Source organism: Peribacillus sp. NPDC055009, assembly GCF_053608705.1.
Map to the genome: position 1 here is coordinate 307530 of NZ_JBSGVZ010000001.1, position 20566 is coordinate 328095.

General features: G+C 42.0%; 18 protein-coding genes and 1 pseudogene. 18 read left to right on the top strand and 1 reads right to left on the bottom strand.

Annotated features, from left to right (window positions below):
• The first annotated feature begins 128 nt into the window (after positions 1-128).
• The 17 genes and pseudogenes from ACWF5P_RS01570 (at position 129) to ACWF5P_RS01650 (ending at position 16708) form a co-directional block, all read left to right on the top strand.
• Positions 129-2072 (top strand): PTS mannitol transporter subunit IICBA, encoded by a 1944-nt coding sequence (locus ACWF5P_RS01570; RefSeq protein WP_434167645.1) that lies wholly within the window; start codon positions 129-131, stop codon positions 2070-2072.
• A gap of 86 nt (positions 2073-2158) precedes the next feature.
• Entirely contained in the window at positions 2159-4249 is a 2091-nt protein-coding gene (locus tag ACWF5P_RS01575; protein WP_452444518.1) for a BglG family transcription antiterminator, read from the top strand.
• Positions 4250-4254: 5 nt separating this feature from the next.
• Positions 4255-5400, top strand: a complete 1146-nt coding sequence (locus tag ACWF5P_RS01580) for a mannitol-1-phosphate 5-dehydrogenase (RefSeq protein WP_434167643.1) — start codon at positions 4255-4257, stop codon at positions 5398-5400.
• Positions 5401-5666: 266 nt separating this feature from the next.
• Positions 5667-5786: pseudogene (locus ACWF5P_RS01585) on the top strand (TetR/AcrR family transcriptional regulator); the annotation flags it as partial.
• 90 nt (positions 5787-5876) lie between these two features.
• Positions 5877-6239, top strand: a complete 363-nt coding sequence (locus tag ACWF5P_RS01590) for a hypothetical protein (RefSeq protein ID WP_434167642.1) — start codon at positions 5877-5879, stop codon at positions 6237-6239.
• Between the two features lie 17 nt (positions 6240-6256).
• The gene (locus tag ACWF5P_RS01595) at positions 6257-7087 is read left to right on the top strand and encodes a transporter substrate-binding domain-containing protein (RefSeq protein WP_452444519.1); all 831 of its coding nucleotides are present in this window, start codon (positions 6257-6259) and stop codon (positions 7085-7087) included.
• A gap of 33 nt (positions 7088-7120) precedes the next feature.
• Positions 7121-7765: an amino acid ABC transporter permease gene (locus tag ACWF5P_RS01600; RefSeq protein ID WP_214770723.1), complete on the top strand. Its 645-nt coding sequence runs from the start codon at positions 7121-7123 to the stop codon at positions 7763-7765.
• 15 nt (positions 7766-7780) lie between these two features.
• Positions 7781-8518: an amino acid ABC transporter ATP-binding protein gene (locus ACWF5P_RS01605; protein ID WP_452444520.1), complete on the top strand. Its 738-nt coding sequence runs from the start codon at positions 7781-7783 to the stop codon at positions 8516-8518.
• Positions 8519-8547: 29 nt separating this feature from the next.
• Positions 8548-8994 carry an OsmC family protein gene (locus ACWF5P_RS01610; RefSeq protein ID WP_434167639.1) on the top strand — a complete coding sequence of 149 codons (447 nt, stop codon included), beginning with the start codon at positions 8548-8550 and terminating at the stop codon, positions 8992-8994.
• Between the two features lie 587 nt (positions 8995-9581).
• Positions 9582-11108, top strand: a complete 1527-nt coding sequence (nikA, locus tag ACWF5P_RS01615) for a nickel ABC transporter substrate-binding protein (RefSeq protein ID WP_434167638.1) — start codon at positions 9582-9584, stop codon at positions 11106-11108.
• Positions 11109-12062, top strand: a complete 954-nt coding sequence (gene nikB / locus ACWF5P_RS01620) for a nickel ABC transporter permease (RefSeq protein WP_434167637.1) — start codon at positions 11109-11111, stop codon at positions 12060-12062.
• Between the two features lie 32 nt (positions 12063-12094).
• On the top strand, positions 12095-12892 hold the full coding sequence (gene nikC / locus ACWF5P_RS01625; RefSeq protein WP_434169713.1) for a nickel transporter permease: 798 nt from the start codon (positions 12095-12097) through the stop codon (positions 12890-12892).
• Positions 12889-13686 carry an ATP-binding cassette domain-containing protein gene (locus ACWF5P_RS01630; RefSeq protein ID WP_434167636.1) on the top strand — a complete coding sequence of 266 codons (798 nt, stop codon included), beginning with the start codon at positions 12889-12891 and terminating at the stop codon, positions 13684-13686. The genes nikC and ACWF5P_RS01630 overlap by 4 nt, the downstream gene beginning before the upstream one ends.
• On the top strand, positions 13683-14447 hold the full coding sequence (locus ACWF5P_RS01635) for an ATP-binding cassette domain-containing protein (RefSeq protein WP_434167635.1): 765 nt from the start codon (positions 13683-13685) through the stop codon (positions 14445-14447). The genes ACWF5P_RS01630 and ACWF5P_RS01635 overlap by 4 nt, the downstream gene beginning before the upstream one ends.
• 284 nt (positions 14448-14731) lie before the next feature.
• Positions 14732-15136, top strand: coding sequence for a DoxX family protein (locus ACWF5P_RS01640; protein ID WP_260358432.1), 405 nt, complete (start codon positions 14732-14734; stop codon positions 15134-15136).
• A gap of 4 nt (positions 15137-15140) precedes the next feature.
• Positions 15141-15989 (top strand): VOC family protein, encoded by an 849-nt coding sequence (locus tag ACWF5P_RS01645; protein WP_452444521.1) that lies wholly within the window; start codon positions 15141-15143, stop codon positions 15987-15989.
• A 32-nt stretch (positions 15990-16021) separates the two neighbouring features.
• Positions 16022-16708, top strand: a complete 687-nt coding sequence (locus tag ACWF5P_RS01650) for an FMN-dependent NADH-azoreductase (RefSeq protein ID WP_452444522.1) — start codon at positions 16022-16024, stop codon at positions 16706-16708.
• A 512-nt stretch (positions 16709-17220) separates the two neighbouring features.
• Here the strand turns inward: ACWF5P_RS01650 and ACWF5P_RS01655 are convergent.
• The gene (locus ACWF5P_RS01655) at positions 17221-18633 is read right to left on the bottom strand and encodes a sigma 54-interacting transcriptional regulator (protein WP_434167633.1); all 1413 of its coding nucleotides are present in this window, start codon (positions 18631-18633) and stop codon (positions 17221-17223) included.
• Positions 18634-19016: 383 nt separating this feature from the next.
• On the opposite strand from ACWF5P_RS01655, the gene pruA reads away from it, so the two are divergent.
• Positions 19017-20564, top strand: a complete 1548-nt coding sequence (gene pruA / locus ACWF5P_RS01660; protein WP_434167632.1) for an L-glutamate gamma-semialdehyde dehydrogenase — start codon at positions 19017-19019, stop codon at positions 20562-20564.
• Positions 20565-20566 lie beyond the last annotated feature (2 nt).

Here is a 20566-nt window from a genome sequence, read left to right on the forward strand (position 1 = left end):
GGAAAAGTGAGATACATTATGTTTGTCTTCTCTTTCGCGACAAAGTTAGCTTTTTCTTTTATTGAATGAGGAATGTACGTACCTTAAGATTAGAGGAAACTATATTAATATGAAGGGAAGGGAGCAAAATGGCTCACTTTAATATAAAAGTTGCAGTTCAAAAGTTCGGTAACTTTCTAAGTTCAATGGTCATGCCGAATATATCAGCATTCATAGCATGGGGGCTAATCACTGCCCTATTCATTCCATCTGGTTTCCTGCCAAATGAAAGCCTTGCCAAAATGGTTACACCGATGGTTACGTTTTTACTGCCGCTTTTAATTGGGTATACGGGTGGTAAGCTAATTCATGACCACCGCGGCGGCGTAGTCGGTGCCATTGCGACAATGGGCGTCATCGTCGGATCTGACATCCCGATGTTCCTTGGAGCCATGATAATGGGACCGTTCGGCGGTTATGTCATCAAGAAATTCGATCAATTGATTGAAGGGAAAGTAAAAGCCGGTTTTGAAATGCTTGTTAATAATTTCTCAGCTGGGATTATTGGAGGCTTATTGTCCATTCTATCCTTCTTGGCCATCGGGCCTGCTGTGGACGTATTTACAGGCTGGCTTGTAGCAGGAGTCGATTGGCTTGTCGGTACAGGTTTACTTCCGTTGACAAGTATCCTGATCGAGCCTGCCAAGGTATTGTTCTTGAACAATGCCATCAATCATGGTGTACTATCACCAATTGGTGTAGAGCAAGTTAAACAAACAGGGGCTTCCATCCTGTTCCTTCTGGAATCGAATCCAGGACCAGGAATCGGCGTACTGCTTGCTTATTGCTTTTTTGGAAAGGGAACGGCGAAGAAATCGGCGCCAGGAGCTGCCATCATTCATTTCTTCGGCGGTATCCATGAAATCTATTTCCCTTATATCCTAATGAAGCCGATGTTATTCTTAGCCGTCATTCTTGGAGGGATGAGTGGAGTTTTCACATTGGTCCTACTAGGCGGAGGATTATTCGCTCCAGCATCTCCAGGCAGCATACTTGCCATTACAGCGGTAACTCCGCATAATGCGGGTGCATATATTGCTAACTTTGCAGGCGTCATCGTAGCCGCCCTTGTTTCATTCATCGTCGGTGCATTCATCCTGAAAACAGGAAAACAATCTGAAGAGAATATTGAAGATGCCGCGAAAAAAATGCAAGAAATGAAAGGCAAGAAAAGCTCTGTTGCCGAAGTATTCGCTTCAGATCCGGGAACGTTGCCAACAAACGTCAGCAAAATAATATTTGCCTGCGATGCCGGGATGGGATCAAGTGCGATGGGGGCTTCGCTGCTTCGCAAGAAGGTGAAGGAAGCCGGATTGAATATCACTGTTACAAATACGGCAATCTCAAACATTCCTGCTGATGCACAAATCGTCATTACACAGGAAGAGTTAACTCCAAGGGCACAGAATAAAGTGCCGAATGCCTATCATGTATCTGTCGATAATTTCCTATCAAGCCCTGAATACGATTCATTGCTTGCAAGGCTTCAGGATGACGGTACCGATGAGCTGCATGAAATCGTCGAAGAGGCTGAAGAGAAGGTTCCCGGTGTTCGTGAACATTCAATCGAGCCTGGCATCGACGAGGATGAGCAGGAAGGTAATGAATTGCTTCGTGAAGAAAACGTCTTCCTTAATCAACAATTCGCCAATAAGGAAGAAGCGATCCGCTTTGCGGGAAGAGCTTTGGTCAATGCAGGTTACGTTAAGGAAAGCTATATTGAAGCAATGATTGCTCGTGATGAATTGACTTCAACCTATATGGGGAATGATGTAGCCATTCCGCACGGAACCGAGGAAGCTAAGAAAGATGTCCTTAAATCTGGATTTACCGTTTTGCAAATTCCTGATGGTGTCGACTTTGACGGCCAAAAGGCACGATTGATATTCGGCATTGCCGGCAAGGACGGGACACATCTTGAAATTCTATCTGGCATTGCAGTTACCTGCTCTGACATGGAGAATATTGAAAAGATGGTTAAAGCCACATCAGCCAGGGAATTGATGGATATTATAAATGTAGAAAATAATTAAATACTCTTAACCAAGAATAGAAAAGCGATTTACGCTTTTCTATTCAGTATTTTCTCGTGTTACTCCACCTGAAATGAGTTGGTAGCATGTATATTACTTCAAGGGAAAAATCAATCATTGAATTGATCATAAAAACTTCAGGAAAACATACAGCCTTATCCATTGCGACACAATTGAATGTTAGTGTCCGGACGGTTCAACGCGATCTGAAGTCCATAGAAAAAATCCTGCAATCATTTGAGTTGCATTTAACACGCAATACACATGAGGGACTGTCCATCGACGGGAAGAATGAACAAGTCTTTCGGCTTGTACAGCACCTGATGGGCAATCATCCGATCGATCAAACGCCACAAGAAAGAAAGTTGCATCTTCTTTTAGCTTTACTGCAGGAAGAATCATATAAAACTCAAGTTCTTGCGGGGGATCTCGGTATAAGCATTACGACTCTTACAACCTATTTGGACGAACTGACCGAATGGTTAAAGAATTTTAATATCGTGATTACCAGAAAAAGGGGAGTCGGAATAGAGCTTGCCGGCACCGAAGAAAATAAACGAAAAGCCCAGGCAGCCTATTTCTTGCACTTCTTTAATGAAGAGCTGATTGAAAGTTTATTTTTGCTGCAAGAAGGAAAATTTCCAGAAGCGAAAATCCTCGGCTATTTCGATCCCGAATATCTTCTGGCTATCGATGGGGTGCTGTTTTCCACTTTTAACAGTGCCCATTCCCGTTTGGCGGATAGCGGGTATATAGGGTTAATTGTACATATTTATGTAACCCTGCAAAGAAATGAAAGCCAATATTTTTTGGAGAAGGACTTCAAGAAAATAAACGAACTTTCCGATGAGAATAATCTCATGAATAAAATAGGCAAGGAACTCAGCACCATGCTGGAAGTTTCTTTTACCATCGATGATATAAGCTACCTAGCAGCCATCCTTAAAGGCTCCAAGCTTCATGCGGCGGATGCCGTACCATATGACAGTGTATTGCTTGGCCAGCTGATAAGAAACCTGATAAAAGATGTTTCGGCACAACTGCAAATTGATTTGACCAAGGATTTCCCATTGTATCAGGGGCTCCTTGCCCATATGGAACCATCGCTTTTCCGAATCAAACAGGAAATGGGATTGTACAATCCCTTAACCGAAGATATCAAGCGAAAGTATCCGGTTCTCTTTTTGGCAGTGAAGACCAGTCTGGAAAAGGGATTTAAAGAAATAAAAGAATTTCCTGAAGATGAAATAGCCTTCATCGTCCTTCATTTCGGATCTGCATTAGTGCTCCGGGAGGAAGAAATATCCATAAGGGCTCTCATCGTTTGCCCGACAGGTATTGGTACGTCGAAGATGCTTGCAAGCCGGATCAAAAAGGAAATCATCGAAATCGAGACTGTTGAAATCAAGACGATCAAAGACATCCAGCAGCAGGACAGCCTGAAAAACTATGATGTAATCATTTCTACCGTCCGGCTTCCGTATATCGATAGTGATTATATCCTTGTATCCCCTCTTTTGAGTGAAGAGAATATTTTGAACATCAGGAATTATTTAAGGAAGAATATCGAAAACTTCACGAAGAATAAGCGTTATGGCATTCAGTCAGCCCATAAGGATACCGTGACCAAAAAAGAGGATGGCGAACTGAAAGAAGTGCTGCAGGAATTGAAAGATGCCCAGCAGAGCATCGAGTCGATCATGGATAATTTCCGGTTTTATCGGCTGCCGCATCTGAAAGGACATCCAGAAGTCATTGAAGAAATGGTGAGGATGGCTGAAACGGAAGAACTGCTGCTGGGTGCGGATGGTGTGGTCAGATCCTTGAAGGAACGGGAAAAAAAGGGCGGTTTAGGCATTCCGGGCACTGGAATGGGCCTTTTCCATACGAGACATAAGAATGTAAAAGAACTGATATTCCAGGTGGCCCACCTGGAGGAATATCGTCTGGTCAAAGGTATGGACGGAAATGACGTCCATATGAAAAATTTACTGCTGATGCTGGCACCTGAAGAATTAAGTGTGAAGCAGCAGGAAATCGTCAGCTTAATAAGTTCAAGCTTAATTGAAAGCAATGAATCCATCATGATTTTTTCATCTTCGGACGAAGGAATGATTAGAAGAAGGCTGGAAGCCATATTTTTGGATTATTTATATACTAACTTGATAAAGGGATGATTGTAATGAAACAAGCAGTACATTTCGGTGCAGGAAACATTGGAAGAGGATTTATCGGAGCACTTTTTTCACAATCTGGATATCATGTGACATTTGTAGATATAGCTGATCAAATCATCGATCAGTTAAATGATAAAAAGCAATATCAAGTCAAACTGGCCACTGATCAAAAAGAATCCGTCACAGTGAAAAATGTATCGGGTTTAAACAGTTTAAAGCAGGAAGAGGAAGTCATTAAAGCAATTTCCGAAGCAACCTACCTCACCACTGCTATCGGTCCCAATATTTTGCCTCATATCGCTCCTTTAATTGCAAAAGGATTAGCATCAAGGGTGAAGGAAACCGATGAAAAGCTATATGTGATCGCTTGTGAAAACCAAATATCGGCAACAGACCTTTTAGAAGGATACATTCTGGAAAACTTGGATCAAGATACAAAAGAAAAACTAGCCGATAAAGTCTACTTCTTTAACTCAGCAGTCGATCGCATCGTTCCTATCCAAAATAACGAAGGATCACTCGATGTTTTGGTGGAACCTTATTATGAATGGGTCGTTGAAACGAAGGAAAGCATTCCTGCCGTTGAAGGGATGACCATTGTAAAAGAACTCGCTCCATTCATTGAGAGAAAACTGTTTACCGTTAATACAGGACATGCCGTCATTGCTTACCTCGGTTATCTCAAAAATGAAAAATCAACGATTGACCAGTCGTTGGAAGACGAAGGCATTGTGGAGCAAGTCAAGAAAACCCTAGGGGAAACGGGCGCCTATTTAATAGAGCAATACGGTCTGGATGCAGGTGAGCATCAGCAGTATATCGAAAAAATCATTAATCGTTTTAAAAACTCCTACCTGAATGACTCGGTGAATAGAGTCGGACGTTCACCGCTGCGTAAACTCGGGCCAAACGACCGTCTCGTGCGCCCTGCCGTAGAAGCAAAGAAAGCCGGCCTTTCCTATACTAATCTGGCGAAAGCGATAGCGGCCGCTTTACTCTTTGATTTTAACGAAGATGAAGAAGCAGTTAAGCTCCAAGCAATGATCAAAGAAAAGGGTGTAGCTGCCGTTCTTAAGGAAGTTAGTGGATTGGACGAAAGCAGTGAAATAACAAAAGAGGTTGTCAATCATTACAATGCGTTGAAAAAATAAATAATTTAAGTTAAAAGCTCCTGAAATGAATTTTCAGGAGCTTTTAAACATAGGGAAATTGTTAAAAGGGCTTATTGTGCTTACTATCGTGATCGAATGCGGTTTACAATGCTCAGAAGGAAATAATGCAATACCAACTAAACCACTAAAGATAATTGACTACATTGCAGGAATTTTATATGATAATACTGACTGACTAATCAATCGGGAGGTGAGAAAGAATTTCTACTCAAGAAAAGCCGGATAGAAGAGAGCAAATATTAGAGATATCACAACAACTTTTTGCGTCTCTTGGTTATCATAAAACGAAGATTTCTGACATCGTTCGAGAGGCGGGCATTGCACAGGGTACTTTTTATTGGCATTTTAAAAGTAAAGAAGCTATTGCTTTAGAAATTATTCAACAAGGGCGGATCGGACTTCTGGAAGTAGTAGCACACGGACATCGGAAATCTCCTGGAACAGTTCAGGATGTTTTGAATTCCTCTGAAAAGTTATTTGTGGAGTTGTTTGATTTTTCGGAATCTAATCGATATATGATGGAGATGATATTCAAGGGAATTGATGGTGAAGAGTCACTTAAACAGGCGATCATTGATACTCGATTGAAGGTGGAAGAAGCTTTTGAGAATAATATTAAAAGAGCAATGGAGCTAAACATTTTACCGGAAAGGGATTCTGGTTTACAAGCTGCATTATTAATGAGTTTATTTGAAGGAATCCTATCTAGGTGGTTATTCGGGCCGGTCTCAGATGGTTCGCATATCCGAAGCAGAACAACGGCTGAGCTGGCTAAAGAAATGGTTAGATTCGAATTTTTTGGATTATTAGGAACATAAAAAGGAGACAGATTATTATGAAGAAAAAATATTCATACATTACATTAGTTTTATTAGTAGCATTTACTTTGATATTAAGCGCATGTGGTACGAAAGACGATAAGGCAAGCGAAAATAAAGAAAGCAGTGCAGATTTATTACAACAAATCAAAGGTCGCGGAACCCTTAAAGTAGGGCTTATGGGTACATATCAGCCATACAATTTCTTGAATGAAAAAAAAGAGATGGATGGATTTGATGCTGATATCGCGAAGGAATTGGCCAAACGACTTGGAGTGGATGTTGAATTTGTTTCCCAAGAATTTTCAGGTATGGTAGCAGGATTACAAACTAAAAAATTTGATGCAGTTATCAGTCAAATGACCATTACTGATGAACGCAAAAAACAAATGGATTTTACAGAACCATATATCACAAACAATGTGAAGGTAATCGTTCAAGAAGATAATAATACGGTTAAGTCTGTAAAAGATTTCAAAGGCAAGAACATTGGAGTGGGGCTAGGAACTAATGATGAAACATATCTTCGTACAGAGCTGCTTCCGGAAGTGGGAGACTTTACGATTAAAACATATGATGACGTGATTACATCATTAAAGGATTTGGACTCTGGAAGAATCGATGCAACCATCAATAATATGTATGCGTTGAAACCAGTTGTAGAGAGTAATGGATTTAAGATCAAGGCTGTTGGTGATCCGGTTAAATCTGATAAAGCAGGAATCGCGATTCGTAAAGGCAATGAATCATTATTGAAAGAATTGAACAAACATCTAGCTGATATGAAAGAAGACGGCACATATAAAGAGATTTTTGTGAAATGGTTTGGGGAAGAGCCACAAGAATAAACCTATAGTAGTAGAAAGGATACAAGCAAAGTTATGGATGTTATTTGGATTAACCTGCCATTTTTATTGAAGGGAGCATACTATACGCTCCTTATCACCATTATTTCAATGTTTTTTGGATCGATTATTGCTGTGATTGTGGCGGTAGCAAGATTAAAAGGTAATAAATTTATTAGATGGATGGCTCGTGCATATGTTTCCATCATAAGAGGTACGCCCACTTTGGTCCAAATTATTATTGTGTATTATGGACTGGCTGATTACGGCTTTAATCTTCAACCACTAACAGCGGCTTATATTGCGTTAAGTATCAGCATCGGGGCCTACCTTTCTGAAACATTGCGCGGGGCGATTCAATCCATCCCTAAAGGGCAATATGAAGCGGCATATGCATCTGGAATGACACCATATCAAACGATGCGCAGAATTGTTTTTCCGCAAGCGATTAGGGTAGCCATCCCGCCAGCTGGCAATACATTCATTGGGATGTTGAAAGAAACATCGCTTGTCTCCGTTATAACGGTTACCGAATTATTGCGATCTGCTCAATTATTAATTGCCCAATACTATGTGTACATGCCATTTTATTTAGCGATTGCGCTAATGTATTGGATCATGAGTACAGGATTTTCCTTTGTATTGGAAAGAATTGAAAAAAGGTTATCAATATATGACTAAGTATGGAGAGGTAGAATGATAAACATCAGTAACCTATCGAAGAGTTTTTCAACCTTAGAAGTGTTGAAAGATATTAATTTACAAGTGAACAGCGGCGAAGTTGTTGTGATTCTTGGGCCGAGTGGTTCAGGTAAAAGTACATTGCTTCGATGTATAAATGGACTGGAAGAATTGACGAGTGGAACTATTGAAGTGAGCAACATTATCGTTGATGCGAAAAAAAGTCATAAAGTGCGCAATAAACAAATTAAAAAGGTCCGTCTACATACGGGAATGGTTTTTCAACAATTTAATTTATACCCGCATAAAACGGTATTGGAAAATGTTATCGAAGCACTGTTAATTGTGAAAAAGTGGTCGAAAAATGATGCAGTGATAAAAGGGGAAACGCTGTTAAAAAGAGTAGGTTTGATTGATAAAAAAGATGTGTATCCTTCGCGATTATCTGGAGGTCAGCAACAAAGGGTCGCGATTGCCAGAGCACTTGCAATGGAGCCGGATATCTTATTGTTCGATGAACCAACGTCGGCATTAGATCCAGAGTTGGTAGATGAGGTGTTGGCTGTAATTAAAGAACTCGCTTATGATGGAATGACCATGGCCATTGTTACTCATGAGATGACATTTGCTCAGGAAGTCGCTGATCGAATCGTCTTCATGTCAGATGGTGTCATCGTTGAAGAAAGTCCACCAGAGGAATTCTTTTCACAACCACAAACTGATCGAGCCAAGAAATTTTTGAAGAAAATGTAGATAATATAAGGAATGCGGGAGGAATTATCATGAGAGTGGTAACAAAATGGAATGGCCAGCGTGCTTTCACAGCTGTTGGAGATTCAGGTTATGAAGTCAATATGGACGCAACACCTGCATATGGAGGCGAAGGTAAAGGGTGTACACCAACAGAAATGCTTTTAGCTTCCCTAGCTGGATGCATTGGAATAGATGTCACGATGATACTGAAACCTTATTTGTCATCTGTGGATAAGCTTGAAATTGAAACAGATGGTACGAGAAAAGAAGAATTGCCAAAAGGATTCACATCCATTGTTGTGACTTTCATAATTGATGGACAAGTGGACAGTAAACGAATCTGGAGAGCAATCGATCTAGGAAAAGAGAAATACTGTGCAGTATCAGATTCCTTGAAAGCCAATATCTCATTCCGGCTTATTTTAAATGGAGAAGAGCAAACGAAAGTGGTAACTGGTCAGAACGAAGCAGAATAATATTTTTAACCTTTCAAAAGCGCTGTAGAGAAATCTCTACTGTGCTTTTGTGGTTTTTAAGGAAAAAAAGGGAACGAATAAATTTTAGCAAATTTAAAAAATGCTTGTAAATAGTAATCATTACGTTTTATAATGAAAGACAGCCAATACAAGAGTGACATGTAAATTTTTTTAAAGTATAAATCGTAATCATTTTGATTTATTAGACGGAAAGCACTGAAAGAATGAATTGAAAAAGGAGGATTCGTGCAATAAATAGAGAATTTGGTGCATTTTTTAATAATTTGGTGATATTGCAAGAGATTTAGAGCTGTTACTCAAGGGTTTAGAGCAAAAACTCGTGAATATGGAGCAAATCATCGTGAGTTTAGAGCAAATACTCGAGAATTTGGAGCAAATACTCGTGAGTTTAGCACATTTACTCGTGAATGGATGTTTACTCTCGAGGAGGATTACATAGTTTGATTTCTGATAAGCATTCGGGGATGTGTTACGTCGTTTGTCATGATGGTAAAGCTGCATTCTAAATCGTAATCAATACGATTTTGTGTCGGCCAAAATAGTTGAGGTAATGGAGGAAATATATCGTGTTCAGGAAATGTAAATCAATTTTTATTGTTTGTTTAGCATTCTTACTTTTGGCTGCTTGTTCCACCGAGTCTGCGAATGAAGTGGGAGGGGAGAAGGAAGTGAACTTGCTTTTTAATTTTGCGACTAGCTCGCTTGATCCGAATGTCGATACTAGTTATGTGTCACTAAGGGCTGGGATCACTGAGACATTGGTGCATCTCAATGATGAGGATCTGACCATCGAACCTTGGCTGGCGAAAAGCTGGGATAGCAAGGACGGTCAATTATGGAATTTCGAGTTAAGGGAGGGTGTGACTTTTCAGAATGGAAAGCCGATGGATGGCAAAGCGGTGAAGGCTTCGTTGGAGAGGGCGGTGAAAGATAGTCCGTCGATCAAGAATGCCTTGCGCATTGAGTCGATTGAAGCGGACGGAAATGCGCTGACGATTAAGACGGAGGTTCCTTTTCCTGAGTTTCCTTCTGAATTGGTTCATCCAAATACATCGATTATTGACGTGAAGGAAAGTGACTATATAAACAAGCCGATAGGTACAGGGCCATTTGCCGTTTCGAAATTCATACCAGGTACGGCTGTTGATTTAATACGTTATGAGTCTTACTGGGATGGGGCCGCAAAGCTTGAGAGCGCCAGGTTTTCGTTTAATGAAGATGCCAATGCACGGTCTCTTGCCCTTGAATCGGGAGGCGCCGATATTGTTTTCCGTCCGGAAGTGGAAAGCCTGGAAAATTTAAAGGCGATAGATGGTGTGAAGGTTGAATCGACATCCACTTTCCGCGTCCATCAAATGACGATGAATTTGGAACGTAAAGCATTGCAGGACATACACGTCCGAAAGGCGATAGATGCCTTGATCGATCGTTCATCCATTGCGGAAACGATTTTACATGGTCATGCAGAAGTGGCGACGGGGCCATTTCCATCAACATTCTCTTTTGCTCCGGACTATCCGAAAAAAGAGAATGGAATGGAAGCCGCTAAGGTGTTTCTTGATCAGGCGGGATATAAGAAAGTGGATGGTGTCATGCAAAAAGACGGTAAACCGTTAACGTTTACACTGCTTACATACAGTTCACGTGCCGACCTGCCGTTAATTGCCCAAGTTTTTCAATCGGATGCCGGTCAGTTGGGGATTGATGTGAAAATCAAGCAAATAGAAATCCCTGAAGAGTATATGGCTGCCAATCGCGATTGGGATTTAACGACCTACAGCAATTTAACGGCTCCGCGCGGGGATGCCGGTTATTATTTAAATGCTACTTACCATCCAAAGGGAGCCTTGAACTTCAGTGGGGCCGATGATAATCGCCTGACGTCCCTGATTGATGAGCTAAACGTAACGGTCGGACAGGAGAAGCGCTCGGATTTAGCTGAGGAGATTGCGATGTATGTGGATGAACAGGTGTATAATTCATTCATTTTACATCCGAATACACTTGTTGCTTATGATGCCGATAAAGTTGAAAACTGGATCACTTCGAGAAGCGAATACTACATGCTGACGAATGAACTGGATGTGAAGTGAATGTTGCGCATCTTAGTCCGGCGATTCATTGAGGTCGTGATATTTGTCCTTGTAATTACATTCATCTCTTTCCTTTTTGTTCGGCTTGCTCCAGGGGACCCGGTTCTCTCGATACTTCAAGTGGATGATGTGTCGATCACAAACGAGCAAGTCAATGAGCTTCGTGAAGAATTGGGGTTCAATGATCCGCTGTTAGTGCAGTATGGCGATTGGTTTATGGACTTTATCCAATTGGATTTCGGGCATTCCTATCTGACGAATCAGCCTGTGATGGAGATGATCATGAGCGGACTGCCTGCAACACTTGAGCTGGCGATTGGCGCATTGCTTGTCATGCTTGGTATAGCCATTCCATTAGGTTCGCTTGCTGCCTTGTACAGGGGAAGCTGGATTGATCAGATAAGCCGTGCCGTTTCTTTGTTGGGGGCAGCCATTCCTAGCTTTTGGCTGGGGCTGCTCTTGATAGATTTATTTGCGGTACGATGGGGAGCCCTTCCAACGATGGGCAGGGACGGGTTTCGTTCTTTGATTCTGCCGTCGGTCACGCTGGGGCTGGCCATCACAAGTGTGTACGTCCGTTTGCTGCGTTCGAGTTTGATAGATTCCCTCAGTCATGATTTCATCAGGGCAGCCCGATCAAGGGGGATTTCAGAGACGCGGATATTCTTTGCCCATGCATTTCGTTATAGCTTGCCCCCGGTCATTACCGTATTCGGCGTCAGCCTTGGCAGCCTGATTGGCGGTGTAGTCGTGATCGAAGTGATTTTTGCCTATCCAGGGATAGGTAAGATGGTCGTGGACTCGATTCGGTCGCGGGATTATCCAGTCATCCAAGGGTACCTGCTGGTCATGGCCATCATTGTATTCATGGTTAATAGTGCCGTGGATTTATCTTATCGTTATTTAAATCCGGAGCTAAGACTGAAGGAAAGGAAGCATGGAAAATGGAGTTAGTTATCAAAGAAAAATCCCAATGGCGCTGGAGAATGACCGTCCTATTTACGGTGATGGCGACAGTTCTTGCCGTTACGGCTTACACCTTTCTTATTCTGAAACATGATCCGACACTGGTCAATCTGGAAGAAAGGCTATGGCCGGCGAGCATGGAACATCCGTTAGGGACGGATCATCTAGGGCGTGATTTATTGACGCGTCTTCTGCTTGGGGCACAATTGACGGTTGGCTACGGTCTTTTATCTTTGTTTGCCGCAGTTATCATCGGCGTCCCGTTCGGGGTGATTGCCGGTTTTAAAGGAGGGCTGATCGATCGGATCTTCATGCGCATTGCCGACGCGTTTCTCGCCTTCCCTGATACAATCGTTGCCATTGTTCTTAGTGGTTTATTAGGACCAGGAATCGAAAATCTCCTGTTGGCGATCGTTCTGGTGAAATGGGTGAATTATGCCCGGCTTGTGCGAAGTACGGTGATCACCGAACGTCAGAAGGATTATGTCACAGTTGCTAAAATCAATGGATTAAGTTCATTTGGGATCATGCGGAAGCATCTAGTTCCGCACCTTATTGGGAACGTGCTGGTCCTTTCTAGCCTCGATTTAGGAAAAATCATTTTGCTCATATCTTCCTTATCATATATCGGGCTCGGTGCGCAGCCGCCGGCACCTGAGTGGGGAGCCATGCTGAATGATGCCCGTCCATACTTTCAATCCAATATGTTGCTGATGATTTACCCAGGGCTAGCCATCGTATTTGTCGTCCTTCTATCCAACATGCTCGGTGATTATTTGCGCGATGCATTCGATGTGAAAAAGGAGGTGGAATCATGAGCATTTTATCCGTGAGGCATCTAAATATCATGGGGAAGCAAAATCATATCGTCAAGGATATTTCATTGGATGTGCAGAAAGGTGAATGGTTCGCACTTGTCGGACAAAGCGGGAGCGGCAAAAGCATGACTGCCATGGCAATATGTCAGCTGCTTGCACCCAATCTCCAAGCGAAGGGAGAAATATGGTACGGGGAAAAGAATTTATTAACGCTATCTTCCTCAGAAATCAGGAAGATTCGCGGAAAGCGCCTGGCTTATATTTTTCAAGATTACCAGGGTTCATTTACACCGTTCCTTACCATCGGTAAACATTTCGACGAATATCAGCGAACACATTTGAACCTTTCCAAAAAGGAGAGGCGCAAGCAAGCGGTCAAGGCGCTCATTTCGGTGGGCCTGAATGAAGATATCTACAGCAGATACCCTTTTCAATTAAGCGGCGGGCAGCTTCAACGCGTATCCATTTCAATAGCCCTGCTGCTTGAGCCGGATATATTGATAGCGGATGAACCGACCACAGCCTTGGACAGTGTATCTTCATTTATGGTCTTACAGCTGTTATCAAGGCTCCAAAAAGAAACCGGATGTGCGATCTTGTTCATTACCCATGATTTACGTCATGTCAGGAAGTATGCGGATCGCCTTGCGGTCATGAAAGACGGGGCCATCATTGAGACCGGTGATAAAAATCAGGTATTGAATCATCCACGGCACACTTATACGAATGAACTGATTCAATCATCACCATCATTGAGCAGAATTCCATTTAAGCTTGAAGGAGTGTCAGGATGAGTTTATTAGACGTACGCAATGTCCATAAAAGCTATGATAACGGAGTGGAAATACTAAGGAACGTGAATTTCAGCATCGAAAGGAAGGAATGCCTTGGATTAGTGGGAGAGAGCGGGAGCGGAAAAAGCACATTGGCAAGACTCATCCTTCAGGTTGAATCTTTTGACCAGGGCAGCATCCTATTTGAAGGAACGGCGCTGCAAAACAAAAGCGAACGCAGTTTAAAACCGTATCGTAAGAACATCCAGGCTGTTTTGCAGAATCCTGCATCGGCTTTGAATCCAAAACTAAGGATAAAAGATTCACTAATGGATCCATATCTTCAATTTGGCAGCCAGGTAAATCTGAAACATTTTACTTTTACAAGTGAAGCGAACTTTATCGAACAGCTCCTGGAAACTGTGGAGCTTCCAAGGAGTATTGCTGAACGTTACCCGCATGAGCTAAGCGGCGGACAAAAGCAGCGGGTGACCATTGCACGCGCAATCAGCATTGAACCGGCCCTCATTATATTGGATGAACCGGCTTCAAGCCTGGACGTTCTGTCTCAAGCGGCGGTGCTGAAATTGTTAGGCGGGCTGCGGGAGACTTTGGACATTTCTTACCTTTTTATTTCCCATGATCTATCGGCTGTACAGGAGATGAGCCAACGGATCATGGTGATGAAAGGGGGTGTTATTGTAGATTCTTTTGAAAAAGAACAGCTTTTTTGCAGCGATCGCCATTCATACACAAAAGAACTGATTTCGATGTTTGAATAATGAAGTTGTGTTTAATTGAGTTTTAAATCGTAATGATTTCGATTAAATTTGATACTTAGGAGGAAGTAAGGTGGCATGTGAGGAAGTCGGGAGAACGATTGCGGATTCTTTCATCATCAATTCAACCATTTATTACACATTTAAATAGTGACACCATATAACGAGTTGCTTTCGGCAATTCGTTTTTTTAGGTAAAAAAATGAATTCCAATAAACTTACTTGACATTATAAGCTTATGAAAATATAATTACTTACATAAAGTAACTGACAAAGGAGATTCATACATGAATAAAAATGATGCAGGTCAAGTTTTTTTAAGGGTGATTTTAGGTCTTACTTTTTTCATTCACGGCGTTTCAAAGTTTCAAGGGGGCATAGGAAATACGGCGGGATTTTTCGATAGCCTTGGCATTCCTGGCTTCATGGCATACATCGTTGCAGGAATCGAATTGATTGGAGGACTTGCGGTTATACTGGGTTTGGGAACACGAATCGTATCCGTCCTATTTGCGGTCATTATGGCGGGGGCGATTTTCACGGCTAAATTACCTGCTGGTTTTCTTGGAAACGGGCAAGCGGCGGGTTACGAACTGGACTTGGCACTGCTTGCCATGTCTGTCTATCTAGCGTGTGCAAACCGCACGGTTCTTTCTTTGGATCATGTGATTTTCAATAAAAAAGGGAAGTGACAATATGGATAAAAATTTTCATCAAAAACCAATTACCTTTGTTGGCGAGGTCAGTATAAATGTATTGGATTTAAATAATGCCATTCTGTTTTATCAAGAAATCATCGGTCTTCAAGTATTGAATAAAACCGACCGGCAAGCTGTTTTGACGACAGACGGTAAAACCCCGTTGCTGACACTTGAGCAGCCTGCAGATGTGATTCCGAAAGAAGGGCGGACGACGGGCTTGTATCACTTTGCCCTTTTACTGCCAAGCCGTGCTGACTTATCGATATTTTTACGCCATTTACTTCAAACGAAATATTCTTTTGGAGCGGCTGATCATGAAGTGAGTGAAGCGCTGTACATTACCGATCCGGATGGCAATGGGATTGAAGTATACTCTGATCGGCCATCAACTGATTGGAGATGGGCCAGAGGGGAAGTCGCAATGGGCACGGATCCGCTGGATGGGAATGACCTTCTGAAAGAAAGCGATGGCGAGTGGAGAAAACTGCCTGCAGGTACCTTAATGGGGCATATACATCTGCATGTAGCGGATTTACGTAAAACGGAGGAGTTTTACATGCAAGGTCTTGGGTTTAGCGTCGTGAATCGATATGGAGGAGCGCTCTTTACTTCAACCGGTGGATATCATCATCACATAGGGTTGAACACTTGGAATGGCGTTGGCGCCCCTGCTCCTAAGGAAAATAGTGTAGGGCTAAACTGGTATACTCTCGTTTTTGCAGACGAAGAAGCGAGAAAAAAAGTAACCGAACAACTGAAAGGAATCGGGGCTGTCGTCACGGAAAAAGAAGGGTTTTTCGCTGTAACAGATCCATCAGGCAATGAGATTCATTTAATCGTCTAAATATTATAATCAGAAAGCAATGGTGAGAGGATATGGGATTCTTAAGTAGATTATTTAGAAATAAAGAAACCGCGGCAGGGGAGAATGGAAAAATGACAAAAGTATTATTCGTAAAAGTGAACGATCGTCCTGCAGAACAGGCAATCAGCTCGAAAATGTATGACACCTTCTTAAAAGCATATAAAGAGACACACCGTACAGATGAAGTGACCGAGCTGGATTTATTTAAAGAAGAACTTCCTTACTATGGAAATACGGCGATAACCGGGTTGTATAAACGCAACCAAGGTCTTGAACTGACAGCCGAAGAGGAAAAGGCGGCCGAATTGGTTGACCAATATTTAAATCAATTCCTGGCCATGGATAAAGTGGTATTCGCTTTCCCTCTATGGAACTCAACGGTTCCTGCACCGCTAATCACATATCTTTCCTATTTGGCCCAAGCCGGTAAAATGTTCAATTATACGGCGGAAGGTCCTGTCGGGTATGCTGGTGATAAAAAAGTCATGCTATTGAATGCCCGCGGTTCCGATTATGCATTGGAAGGTATGGCTTCTGCTGAAATGGCCGTGAATTTAGTGAAAAATATCATTGGCCTATGGGGGATAAACAATCCGGAGGTCGTGGTCATTGAAGGCCATAATCAGTATCCGGACCGGACACAAAAAATCATCGCGGATGGTTTGGAAAACGTTGTAAAAGCGGCTGAAGCATTCTGATTGCGAAGTAAAAATGAATAGAAGCAAAAAAAGGCCCTCATTATCAATGAGGGCCTTCAGACTGTAGACAAATTCGCAGAAATTGAGTTTGCCTTGATCTACACGGCATTATTCGGCCGTTCACGCATTAATTCGACCTACATGGGATTTAATTCGACCGTTGATGCGTTTATTCGACCTACATGGGATTTAATTCGACCGTTGGTGCGTTTATTCGACCTACATGGCATTTAATTCGACCGTTGAAGCATTAATTCGACCTACATGACCTTTAATTCGACCGTTGATGCATTAATTCGACCTACATGGCATTTAATTCGACCGTTGATACATTTAATTCGACCTACATGTAACTTAATTCAACACTTAATTCAACCGTTCACGAATTTTTTTAACCTTCACCTCACTATTCGGAATTTGGGCATTTATTTTAGGGTATACGCATGAAACCCGCTCGCTTTCCGCCGATAAACTAAAGGCCCACCATATATATAATGGGGGCCTTCTTTGTGTTATTTGACCTGATACTTTTTCAAGCGGTATTGAAGACTTTGGCGGCTAATATTCAGGGCCTTGGCTGCTTTGGAGATATTCATCCCATGTTCTTTTAAAATCTTCTCCAAGTATTGCTTTTCAGTATGGGTGATATAATCATCTAGAGATAAGGTCGACTCCTGTAAATCTCCATTTTCATGATTTTCTTTTTTATCGGGACGAATGTCTTCCAAATGGGCTTTCTTCCTAAATAGAGCCGGAAGGTGGGTGATGGCAATCTTTGTATCGCCAGGTTCCATTAAATTCATGGCCCCCTCAATGATATGTTCAAGTTCCCTTACGTTCCCGGGCCAGTCGTAATCATAAAAAAGCGAGTAGACATCTTCGCTGATTCCTTCTATATTCAATTCGAACAGCGCATTGAATTTCTCGATGAAGGATTGCGCCAGCAGAGGAATATCCTCTTTCCGTTCACGAAGAGGCGGGATGAATAACGAAACGACACTTAATCGGTAGTATAAATCCTTTCGTAAATGATCATTTGCAATGGCATCTATCGGATCTTCATTTATCGTTGCAATGACCCTAACGTCAATTTTTTTATCCTTTGTATCCCCAACACGGCGAATCGTCCTTTCTTGAAGGGCCCGTAATAATTTCGCTTGCATGTTTGGATTTAATGAGTTGATTTCATCGAGAAGGATGGTACCGCCCTGTGCCTGTTCGAATAATCCAGGCCTTTCAATCGATCCGGTGAAGGCGCCTTTCTTTGTTCCGAAGAGTATTCCTTCAATTAGACTATCTGGCAGGGCAGCACAGTTTTGGCTGATGAAAGGATGTGTCGAACGGCTGCTGCCATTATGGATGCTTTGGGCGAAGAGCTCTTTTCCTGTGCCCGTTTCCCCGACGATGAGGATGGAGGATGCCGTTCTGGTCGAGCGCTTGCTCTTTTCTATGACTTCCAGGAAATTTTCACTCGTTCCGATGATGCTGTCAAACGTATATTTGGTATCGCCCTTATTTAAGATATTATCTTTAATGATTCTTTCCAGATTCGTTATATCCTTTGCCACTTCAATTGCTCCGATGATATTTTGCTTTTGATCCAAAATCGGAAACGTATTATTGATTGTTGTAATTTCCTGACCAAGATTATTGAAGTAGGTCTGCTTCGAGTTCTCGGTTGTCTTACCCGAATGAAGTGCCCTTATTAATGTACTCTCCGTTTCTTCCTTGAATTTAAAGATTTCGTGAATCTTCTTCCCTAACACTTCTTCTGAATCCATTCCTTCTATTTCTGCCATTTTCTTGTTATATACAATGGTCCGCCCTTTTATATCGATTATATGTATCCCTGTATCGATTACATCCACAAGCGAATAGAGGATGGATTGGAAACCATCTATTTTAATGATTTGATCTAAATTCATGAATGCCTCCCGTTTTTCTTCTTTTCTTAGAGCTATTGTAGAGGAATTGAAGTAAAGGCGCAAATAAAATTTGCACAGCAAGATAATTTTGCATCGAAGTGCAAAAATATTTTGCGGAAAAAGTGATAAAACGCTGTTTTTTATGTTTTTTATAGTTGGCATGAATCTTGCATTATAAAAAGTGTAAGGTTTAAGCGACATAAATAGGGATTAGAGCAAAAAAAGATGGCATACTATGTCAATTTTGCCCCAAAAGTGCTGAATTTCATTGCATATCTAATGAAATATCATTATTTTTTCAAAAAAATGAAAAGTTGGCACGGAACTTGCTTGTTAAGTAAGGGTGAAGAAAAAAACATAAAATTTTAGGGAGATGAGCTATAATGGTCCAAACATATAAACACGAACCATTTACTAATTTTAAAATCGAAGAAAACAATAAAGCTTTTCAAGCGGCATTGAATGATGTAGCTAATGATTTAGGGAAGAAATATCCGCTGATCATTAATGGTGAAAAAGTGTTTACTGATGAAGTCATTACCTCTGTAAACCCAGCAAATAAAGAAGAAGTTATTGGAACCGTATCCAAAGCCAATAAGGATCTTGCTGAGCAAGCGATGCAAGCGGCAGATAAGACATTCCAAACTTGGAGAAAAACGAAAGCGGACGTGCGTGCAAATATTTTATTCAGGGCTGCAGCCATCGTACGGAGAAGAAAACACTATTTCTCGGCCCTATTGGTGAAAGAAGCAGGAAAGCCTTGGAATGAAGCGGATGCGGATACAGCGGAAGCGATCGACTTCATGGAATACTATGCACGTCAAATGCTGAAGCTTAAAGACGGCATGCCAGTGGAAAGCCGTCCGATTGAACACAATGCTTTCAATTATATCCCGCTTGGTGTCGGTGTCATCATCTCACCTTGGAACTTCCCGTTTGCGATCATGGCAGGCATGACGACGGCAGCTCTTGTTTCAGGAAATACGGTCTTATTGAAACCGGCCAGTACAACACCGGTCATTGCAGCTAAATTCATCGAAGTGCTGGAAGAAGCGGGCATGCCTGCAGGAGTTGTGAACTTCATTCCAGGAAGCGGTGCCGAGGTTGGCGATTATTTGGTAGATCATCCTCGTACACGTTTCATCAGCTTTACCGGTTCTCGTGATGTTGGAATCCGTATTTATGAGCGTGCGGCAAAAGTTCATGAAGGCCAAATCTGGTTAAAACGTGTCATCGCTGAAATGGGCGGTAAAGATACGATCGTTGTTGATAAAGAGGCTGATCTGGAATTGGCGGCACAATCAATCGTCGCTTCTGCATTCGGATTCTCCGGTCAAAAATGTTCTGCTTGTTCACGTGCCGTAATAGTGGAAGATGTATATGACCAAGTCTTGAATCGTGCCATTGAATTAACGAAAGAAAAAACAGTCGGGGAACCAACAGATCTAAACAACTTCATGGGTCCGGTTATCGATCAAGCAGCTTACGACAAAGTCATGAGCTACGTTGAAATCGGTAAAGAAGAAGGGAAAATTGTTACAGGGGGAGAAGGAGACAATTCAAAAGGTTTCTTCATCCAGCCAACTATCATTGCCGATGTGGATGAGAACGCACGTGTCATGAAAGAAGAGATTTTCGGACCAGTGGTTGCATTCTGTAAGGCAAAAGATTTCAATCATGCAATCGAGATTGCCAATAACACGGATTATGGATTAACGGGTGCGGTCATCTCGAACAACATTGAACATATCGAACAAGCGCGTGAGGATTTCCACGTAGGTAACTTGTACTTCAATCGCGGCTGTACTGGTGCAATTGTAGGATACCAGCCATTTGGCGGATTCAATATGTCAGGTACAGATTCAAAAGCGGGCGGTCCTGATTATTTAGTTCTTCATCTTCAAGGAAAAACAACATCTGAAACGCTATAAAT

Bases quoted from the DNA above. Each gene is read 5' to 3' on its own strand.
- ACWF5P_RS01570 (WP_434167645.1), top strand. From the start codon at position 129: ATGGCTCACTTTAATATAAAAGTTGCAGTTCAAAAGTTCGGTAACTTT.
- ACWF5P_RS01575 (WP_452444518.1), top strand. From the start codon at position 2,159: ATGTATATTACTTCAAGGGAAAAATCAATCATTGAATTGATCATAAAA.
- ACWF5P_RS01580 (WP_434167643.1), top strand. From the start codon at position 4,255: ATGAAACAAGCAGTACATTTCGGTGCAGGAAACATTGGAAGAGGATTT.
- ACWF5P_RS01595 (WP_452444519.1), top strand. From the start codon at position 6,257: ATGAAGAAAAAATATTCATACATTACATTAGTTTTATTAGTAGCATTT.
- ACWF5P_RS01600 (WP_214770723.1), top strand. From the start codon at position 7,121: ATGGATGTTATTTGGATTAACCTGCCATTTTTATTGAAGGGAGCATAC.
- ACWF5P_RS01605 (WP_452444520.1), top strand. From the start codon at position 7,781: ATGATAAACATCAGTAACCTATCGAAGAGTTTTTCAACCTTAGAAGTG.
- ACWF5P_RS01610 (WP_434167639.1), top strand. From the start codon at position 8,548: ATGAGAGTGGTAACAAAATGGAATGGCCAGCGTGCTTTCACAGCTGTT.
- nikB (WP_434167637.1), top strand. From the start codon at position 11,109: ATGTTGCGCATCTTAGTCCGGCGATTCATTGAGGTCGTGATATTTGTC.
- nikC (WP_434169713.1), top strand. From the start codon at position 12,095: ATGACCGTCCTATTTACGGTGATGGCGACAGTTCTTGCCGTTACGGCT.
- ACWF5P_RS01630 (WP_434167636.1), top strand. From the start codon at position 12,889: ATGAGCATTTTATCCGTGAGGCATCTAAATATCATGGGGAAGCAAAAT.
- ACWF5P_RS01635 (WP_434167635.1), top strand. From the start codon at position 13,683: ATGAGTTTATTAGACGTACGCAATGTCCATAAAAGCTATGATAACGGA.
- ACWF5P_RS01640 (WP_260358432.1), top strand. From the start codon at position 14,732: ATGAATAAAAATGATGCAGGTCAAGTTTTTTTAAGGGTGATTTTAGGT.
- ACWF5P_RS01645 (WP_452444521.1), top strand. From the start codon at position 15,141: ATGGATAAAAATTTTCATCAAAAACCAATTACCTTTGTTGGCGAGGTC.
- ACWF5P_RS01650 (WP_452444522.1), top strand. From the start codon at position 16,022: ATGGGATTCTTAAGTAGATTATTTAGAAATAAAGAAACCGCGGCAGGG.
- ACWF5P_RS01655 (WP_434167633.1), bottom strand. From the start codon at position 18,633: ATGAATTTAGATCAAATCATTAAAATAGATGGTTTCCAATCCATCCTC.
- pruA (WP_434167632.1), top strand. From the start codon at position 19,017: ATGGTCCAAACATATAAACACGAACCATTTACTAATTTTAAAATCGAA.